General features: G+C 55.1%; 5 protein-coding genes and 1 pseudogene. All 6 read left to right on the plus strand.

Translation table 11 applies throughout. The features are described from left to right. Nucleotides 1–82 precede the first annotated feature (82 nt). Nucleotides 83–1,102 carry a dipeptide ABC transporter permease DppB gene (gene dppB, locus GM30_RS10150; protein WP_049848528.1) on the plus strand — a complete coding sequence of 340 codons (1,020 nt, stop codon included), beginning with the start codon at nt 83–85 and terminating at the stop codon, nt 1,100–1,102. A gap of 9 nt (nt 1,103–1,111) precedes the next feature. Next, a pseudogene (dppC, locus tag GM30_RS10155) lies at nt 1,112–2,012 on the plus strand (dipeptide ABC transporter permease DppC). A gap of 10 nt (nt 2,013–2,022) precedes the next feature. Beyond that, nucleotides 2,023–3,006, plus strand: a complete 984-nt coding sequence (gene dppD / locus GM30_RS10160) for a dipeptide ABC transporter ATP-binding protein (RefSeq protein ID WP_049848529.1) — start codon at nt 2,023–2,025, stop codon at nt 3,004–3,006. Beyond that, nucleotides 3,003–4,016 carry a dipeptide ABC transporter ATP-binding subunit DppF gene (dppF, locus tag GM30_RS10165; RefSeq protein WP_049848530.1) on the plus strand — a complete coding sequence of 338 codons (1,014 nt, stop codon included), beginning with the start codon at nt 3,003–3,005 and terminating at the stop codon, nt 4,014–4,016. The genes dppD and dppF overlap by 4 nt, the downstream gene beginning before the upstream one ends. A gap of 852 nt (nt 4,017–4,868) precedes the next feature. Beyond that, nucleotides 4,869–5,087 (plus strand): hypothetical protein, encoded by a 219-nt coding sequence (locus GM30_RS10170; protein ID WP_049848531.1) that lies wholly within the window; start codon nt 4,869–4,871, stop codon nt 5,085–5,087. Between the two features lie 271 nt (nt 5,088–5,358). Beyond that, nucleotides 5,359–7,893: autotransporter outer membrane beta-barrel domain-containing protein (locus GM30_RS10175; RefSeq protein ID WP_274519051.1), on the plus strand; the 2,535-nt coding region annotated here is incomplete at its 3' end.

A 7,893-nucleotide genomic window follows, 5' to 3' on the forward strand; every position in this document is an offset into this window, starting at 1 on the left:
CCTTACCGGTGGGGAATTTACATTTGTGAGCAATACAGACGCACCGTCACCAGGCGGGGCGTCATTATAGAGAATCCGGGTTATGTTGCAGTTTATCCTCCGACGTCTGGGACTCGTTATCCCGACGTTTATCGGTATTACCCTTCTCACTTTTGCCTTCGTCCATATGATCCCCGGCGACCCGGTAATGATTATGGCGGGTGAGCGTGGTATCTCCCCTGAGCGTCATGCACAGCTGCTGGCCCAACTCGGTCTCGATAAGCCGATGTGGCAGCAATATCTTCACTATATCTGGGGTGTTCTGCACGGCGATTTAGGGATCTCATTGAAGAGCCGTCTGCCGGTGTGGGACGAGTTCGTGCCTCGCTTCAAAGCGACGCTGGAGCTCGGTGTCTGCGCCATGATGTTTGCGGTTGCCGTGGGTATCCCGGTTGGGGTGCTGGCTGCCGTTAAGCGTGGTTCTATTTTCGATCATACTGCGGTTGGCCTGGCGCTGACCGGTTACTCCATGCCTATCTTCTGGTGGGGCATGATGCTGATTATGCTGGTTTCCGTGCAGTGGAATCTGACGCCGGTCTCCGGGCGTATCAGCGACTCCGTGTTCCTTGACGATACCCTGCCGCTGACCGGCTTTATGCTGATCGACACGGCCATCTGGGGCGAGTCGGGGGACTTCATCGACGCTCTGGGGCATATGGTTCTGCCCGCCATCGTGCTCGGCACCATTCCGCTGGCGGTGATTGTGCGTATGACCCGTTCGGCGATGCTGGAAGTGCTGGGTGAAGACTACATTCGTACCGCACGCGCCAAGGGGCTGACCCGCATGCGCGTGATTATCGTCCATGCGCTGCGCAACGCGATGCTGCCTGTGGTAACCGTTATCGGTCTGCAGGTGGGGACGTTGCTGGCGGGGGCGATTCTGACCGAAACGATTTTCTCCTGGCCGGGACTGGGACGCTGGTTGATTGACGCCTTGCAGCGTCGTGATTACCCGGTAGTTCAGGGCGGCGTTCTGCTGGTTGCGACGATGATTATTCTCGTCAACCTGCTGGTGGATCTGCTGTACGGCGTGGTGAACCCGCGTATTCGACATAAGAAGTAAGGGGCCATCATGTCACACGTTACTGAAAACAAAGTTGTAGCCGCACCGGTGCCGATGACCCCGATGCAGGAGTTCTGGCACTATTTCAAACGCAACAAAGGCGCGGTCGTGGGGCTGGTGTACGTCGCCATCATGATTTTCATCGCCGTGTTCGCGAACTTTATCGCGCCATATAACCCGGCGGATCAGTTCCGCGATACGCTGCTGGCGCCGCCTGCCTGGATGGATGGCGGGAGCTTCGCGCACCTGCTCGGTACAGACGACGTGGGCCGCGACATCATGACGCGACTGATGTACGGCGCGCGTCTGTCGCTGCTGGTGGGTTGTCTGGTGGTGGTGCTGTCGCTGGTGATGGGGATAATCCTCGGCCTGGTGGCGGGCTACTTCGGCGGCATCGTCGACACCATCATCATGCGTGTCGTCGATATCATGCTGGCACTGCCAAGCCTGCTGCTGGCGCTGGTGCTGGTGGCGATCTTCGGCCCCTCCATCGTGAACGCCTCGCTGGCGCTGACCTTCGTCGCCCTGCCGCACTATGTGCGTCTGACGCGTGCGGCGGTGCTGGTGGAAGTGAACCGCGATTACGTCACCGCCTCGCGCGTGGCGGGGGCGGGCGCGATGCGCCAGATGTTCGTCAACATTTTCCCGAACTGCCTTGCGCCGCTGATTGTGCAGGCGTCGCTCGGTTTCTCTAACGCCATTCTCGATATGGCCGCTCTTGGCTTCCTTGGCATGGGTGCGCAGCCGCCANCCGGAGTGGGGCACGATGCTCTCCGACGTGTTGCAGTTCGCGCAAAGCGCCTGGTGGGTCGTCACTTTCCCGGGTGTCGCGATCCTGCTGACGGTGCTGGCATTTAACCTGATGGGCGACGGGCTGCGTGATGCGCTCGATCCCAAACTGAAGCAGTAAGAGGCACGAGATGGCGTTATTGAATGTAGATAAATTATCGGTGCACTTCGGCGACGAAGGCAGCGAGTTTCGCGCCGTAGATCGTGTGAGCTACAGCGTGGATCAGGGTGAAGTCGTCGGCATCGTCGGTGAATCCGGCTCCGGTAAATCGGTCAGCTCGCTGGCGATTATGGGGCTGATTGATTACCCCGGACGCGTGATGGCGGAAAGCCTTGAGTTTAACGGTCAGGATCTGAAGCGCATTTCCGAAAAAGAGCGCCGCCAGCTGGTGGGCGCGGAAGTGGCGATGATTTTCCAGGATCCGATGACCAGCCTGAACCCGTGCTACACCGTGGGCTACCAGATTATGGAAGCCATTCAGGTGCATCAGGGCGGCAACAAGAAAACGCGCCGTCAGCGGGCGATTGACCTGCTGAATCAGGTCGGCATTCCCGATCCGGCGTCGCGTCTTGATGTTTACCCGCACCAGCTCTCCGGCGGGATGAGCCAGCGCGTGATGATCGCCATGGCGATCGCCTGTCGTCCGAAGCTGTTAATTGCTGACGAGCCGACCACGGCGCTCGACGTGACCATCCAGGCGCAGATCATCGAGCTGCTGCTGGAGCTTCAGCAGAAAGAGAACATGGCGCTGATCCTGATCACGCACGATCTGGCGCTGGTGGCGGAAGCGGCACATAAAATTATCGTGATGTACGCCGGCCAGGTAGTGGAAACCGGCGAAGCGCAGGACATCTTTCGCGCGCCGCGGCATCCGTACACCCAGGCACTGCTGCGCGCGCTGCCGGAATTCGCACAGGACAAAGCGCGTCTGGCCTCGCTGCCGGGCGTGGTGCCGGGCAAGTATGACCGCCCGACAGGCTGTCTGCTCAATCCGCGCTGCCCGTACGCCACCGAAAAATGCCGTGCTGAAGAACCGGCACTGAACGTTGTTGACGGTAGCCGTCAGTCAAAATGTCACTATCCGCTCGATGATGCCGGGAGGCCCACATTATGAGTTCGCAAGAGGCCACCCTGCAGCAGCCGTTGCTGCAGGCTATCGACCTGAAAAAACACTATCCGGTGAAGAAGGGGCTCTTCTCGCCGGAACGGCTGGTGAAAGCGCTGGACGGCGTATCGTTCAGTCTCGAACGCGGTAAAACGCTGGCGGTGGTGGGTGAGTCCGGCTGTGGGAAATCCACGCTTGGCCGCCTGCTGACGATGATCGAAACGCCGACCGGCGGGCAGCTCTATTATCAGGGGCAGGATCTGCTCAAGCATGATCCGCACGCGCAAAAGCTGCGTCGACAGAAGATCCAGATTGTTTTCCAGAATCCGTATGGATCGCTGAACCCACGTAAGAAAGTCGGGCAGATCCTCGAAGAGCCCTTGCAGATCAACTCGTCGCTAAACAAAGAGCAACGCCGTGAAAAAGCGCTGGCGATGATGGCGAAAGTGGGGCTCAAGACCGAGCACTATGACCGCTATCCGCACATGTTCTCCGGTGGCCAGCGTCAGCGTATCGCCATTGCTCGCGGGCTGATGCTTGATCCTGACGTGGTGATCGCCGATGAGCCTGTGTCGGCGCTTGATGTCTCGGTGCGCGCGCAGGTATTAAACCTGATGATGGATTTGCAGCAGGATTTGGGGCTGTCTTACGTCTTTATCTCTCACGACCTGTCGGTGGTTGAGCACATTGCCGATGAAGTGATGGTGATGTATCTCGGCCGCTGTGTGGAGAAAGGGACCAAGGATCAGATCTTCAGCAACCCGCGTCATCCGTACACGCAGGCGCTGCTGTCTGCCACCCCGCGCCTGAACCCGGACGACCGTCGCGAGCGTATCAAGCTCACCGGCGAGCTGCCGAGCCCGTTGAATCCACCGCCGGGTTGCGCCTTCAACGCCCGTTGCACCCGCCGCTTTGGCCCGTGCACGCAGTTGCAGCCGCAGCTGAAAGACTATAACGGTCAACTGGTCGCCTGCTTTGCCGTCGACCAGGACGAAAACGGCGAGAAGCCGCTGGCGTAATATCACTGACGACCGTGGTGAGACAAAATCCGCAACCTTTCGGGGCTGCGGATTTTTTTTATGCCTTCCGGTCAATACCCGATCTTGCCTGTTTACCTGAATGAATACGGCAATTTTACAAAGAAACTGTCTGAAATTCTTACGATCTCTCCAGTATTGTCATTAAATAACACAGTAAACCCTTATTAATTTTTTAAAATGGAATAAGTTGTAATTACAATAAGATGCGCCAGATACCATTTTTTTATTCTTCTTTGTTTAGCAAATAGTGCGATTCAGGTAATAAGCATGGCTGGATCAATAATGGATAAATATCTTATAAAAAGTAGAAAATATCCTAATTAGCTACGGCTTCAATAAGCGAAAACGAGCAAAAACAAGGATGGCATTTAAGTAAACCTAAGAATTTACACGTGTAAATAGTTTTTTTACGTTACTATTGGCGTTTTAGATAGTATCCCGCCGTATTGACATGCATTTACGCGAATGCAAAACTGAACTCGAAAAGTTATATAGGGATAATGCATCAAAAACGTCTCAGCAACCGATGAACTGTTTCTTTTTTGTTAAGGCGCATTATTTATAACGATAAACCCTTTTATTTATTTGTCCATAGCAACAATCGATGGGGAGATTAATAGAACCACTTCATTACTGTCAGCTTTCATTCTATTAGTGCCGTACTTCAGTGATAACGACTGAAGAGATTAATGCTTCTTCCTTTTCAGCGCAGGAAGTCTGATTGATATTTAATAATAATTAAATAAACCAAACGTTATGTAATAGTGATTGGTTTGGCTGCGCGGACAGTTAAACACCACGCTGACGCCATTCTGAATCAGGGGAAAAGAGATGGACGAGCGTTACGAATTAGCAGACGAAAATGGGATGACCCATGAATTTATCGACTGGTTTTTCGATGAGAAGAAAGCATCATGCGGCAGTCTGTGGTTCATGATGATGGCCGCCATGTGGGAAGGCTGGAAAGGACGGGAAGAAAATTCAATGATGCCCGCTCACTTTCACGCAGAACCGCCAGTATTGATCAGTTTATGTATTATCAACCGATAACGCAGGAATATTATCTGGTTATATCACCGTCCGGTTATTTCTGTATGAATACAGGAAAATAATAGCAAGTGAAATATGTCTGGCGAAGAGGCGAAAAACCACCACCTTACTTTTATCAACTCAGTTCTTTTATAAACGAATCGCTTCAGAAATTACCGCTGAAGGGTTTTATGTTTCACTTCCTGGAGCGGGAAGAATAATAAGTATGGACTTGTTTTTTCAAAACTATTTGAACAAAACAGAAAAGTTACTCAAATAATGGAAGTTTGGCATGAACAGAATTTATCGTGTTATCTGGAATAGAGTATTAAACGTTTTTCAGGTTTGCTCCGAACTGGTGGGCGGACAAGGAAAATCCTCTTCTGTGAGTAAAACACAGGATGTGAATACTGTTGCTTCACAGCATAACATTACCCGCCTGCCGTTGTTCCGCTGCAACCTTCTCTCTGTGCTGGTTTTTGCCGCACTGCCGGGGGTGGCATCAGCGGCAGAAACGACTATCGATAATGACCAGACGGTAGATGTTATTTCAACGACGCACCCTGATTATTTTATTGCGATTGGTCTCGACGGTCTGGGAACGCTGAATATTCTTTCCGGTGGCGTGGTAGCAGGCCCGGAGAATAAGATAGTGACGCTGGGTGATGGCCCTGATGGTAGTGGTACCGTAAACGTTGACGGCTCGGGTTCAGTGTGGAGCACCGGGGGGTTAAACATTGGCCAGTACGGGTCGGGGACGCTGAGTATTACTCACTCTGGCGTGGTCAGGTCTGCGGCGCTGGGTGTGGTGTCAGGATCTACGGACGGTACCGGTCTCGTTAATATCAATACCGGCGGCCAGTGGAATTTAGTCAACGCCGCGGGTACCAGACAGGATCTCAATATCGGTTACGGCGGTACGGGAACCGTTAACATCGCCTCGGCAGGCGTATTGACCGCGGGCATGACCACCCTCGGCAGTTTTGATTCAGGCACGGGGACGGTTAATGTGACCGGAACAGGTTCCGCAATGAACACCGGCGCACTGCGGGTGGGTGATTATGGCCGCGGCACGCTGAGTATCTGGAACGGGGCTCAGGTCAACAGTATCGCCGACAGTATGATTGGCCGCTCTCCAGATGGCCAGGGTGTCGTCAATGTGAATTCCGGCGGAAGCTGGATGATTACTGACGGCGCCGGTGCGAAGAAAAATCTGCTGGTGGGGGCGTCGGGGATCGGTATCCTGAATATCCAGGCAGGAGGGCAGGTGGTCGCCGGCGCAACCACGCTGGGCAATATGAACACCAGTGCGGGTACGATCATTATCAGTGGGGCCGGTTCGTCAATGACCGCGACCTCAATGATCGTGGGAAGTGCGAATACGGGCGCACTCTATCTGAGCGATGCGGGTACGTTGGCTTTAGATGGTGATATGACGATTGCCCGCACCACGGACAGTACAGGTACCGTTAACATCGGTGCGGAACACGGTCAGAACGCTGCAGATGCGGGCTTTATCACTGGCGCTGACAAGGTCGTCTTTGGCTCCGGAGCAGGGACGCTGGTCTTCAACCACACCGTCTCTGATCCTTCTACCGCAGGCGGTTATCAGTTCGCGCCAGTGATTTCAGGAAAAGGCACATTAATTCAGGATGCCGGGCATACCGTGCTGAGCGGCGATAACACCTTCAGTGGTTCGACGCTGATTAACGGCGGCACCCTCACCACCAACACGATGTCCAGCACCAACGGTTCCGGCCTGGGGTCCAGCGCCGTGACCATCGACACCGCAGGCACGCTGGAAATTAAAGGTGCCACGGATGCCAGCACTGGCGATTTCACGCTCAGTAATGCGCTGAGCGGAACCGGCCTGATGAATGTGGATCTGACCGCAGCAGAGGACGTCTTTGCTTTTGCGCCTTCAGTCGGTAGCGCTTTTGCCGGTACGGTCGATCTGAAGAACAGCACTTTTGCCCTTTCCGGGACCAACACCTCAGCATTAACGCAAGCCACGCTGGTCACCAGTACGGGTAACACCACCACCGTGGGTAACGGCGAACAGACCATCGGCGGACTTACCTTCGCCGGAGGTAAGATGGTGTTTAACGCGACCATCCCGGATCAGAAAGTGGCGACCAGCCATGTGACCACCGGTAAGCTGGATGCCAACGGCGCGGGTACGGTACAGATTAACGTTCCGGCACCGTACGTACCGATCCAGGAGACTGATACCACTACCTCTCTGATGACTCAGGATGATGCGAACGTCGGTGTACAGCTGGTCAGCGCCTCGGAGGTCTCCGGCAACGGCGGTAGCCTGGCGCTTCAGGATCAGAGCGGCAATGCGGTGACGGATGCCACGAAAGTGGATATCGCCCAGGGCGGCAACACCGTCGCGAAAGGGACCTACGATTATCGCCTGACCACCGCACCCGGTGACGGCCTGTACGTTAACTACGGTCTGAAAGAACTGGAACTGCAGCAGGGTCAGACCCTGACGCTCGACGGGACAACCGGAGCCACCGGCGCGGCTTCGGACCAGTCCGCCCGCATCACAGGCAGCGGTAACCTCGCCACCAGCACTTCCGTCGGTGACGTGCTGTCGCTCTCCAACAGCGGCAACGACTACACCGGCAGCACCACGGTGGTGAGCGGTACCCTGCGTACCGACGCCGACGGCGCGCTGGGTAACACCAGTGAGCTGCATATCTACAGTACCGCGAAGGCGGACCTGAACGGCACCGTGCAGACCGCAGGTATGCTGGCAGGCGATGTCGATGCTGTCCTTGACGTTAACGGCGGTACGCTGAACCTGACCAATGGCGGG

This window comes from Trabulsiella odontotermitis (assembly GCF_001188485.1).
GTDB lineage: Bacteria > Pseudomonadota > Gammaproteobacteria > Enterobacterales > Enterobacteriaceae > Trabulsiella > Trabulsiella odontotermitis_A.

What these genes read in the sequence shown, in the direction of transcription:
- dppB (WP_049848528.1), top strand. Translation starts at nt 83, where the DNA reads ATGTTGCAGTTTATCCTCCGACGTCTGGGACTCGTTATCCCGACGTTT.
- dppD (WP_049848529.1), top strand. Translation starts at nt 2,023, where the DNA reads ATGGCGTTATTGAATGTAGATAAATTATCGGTGCACTTCGGCGACGAA.
- GM30_RS10170 (WP_049848531.1), top strand. Translation starts at nt 4,869, where the DNA reads ATGGACGAGCGTTACGAATTAGCAGACGAAAATGGGATGACCCATGAA.
- dppF (WP_049848530.1), top strand. Translation starts at nt 3,003, where the DNA reads ATGAGTTCGCAAGAGGCCACCCTGCAGCAGCCGTTGCTGCAGGCTATC.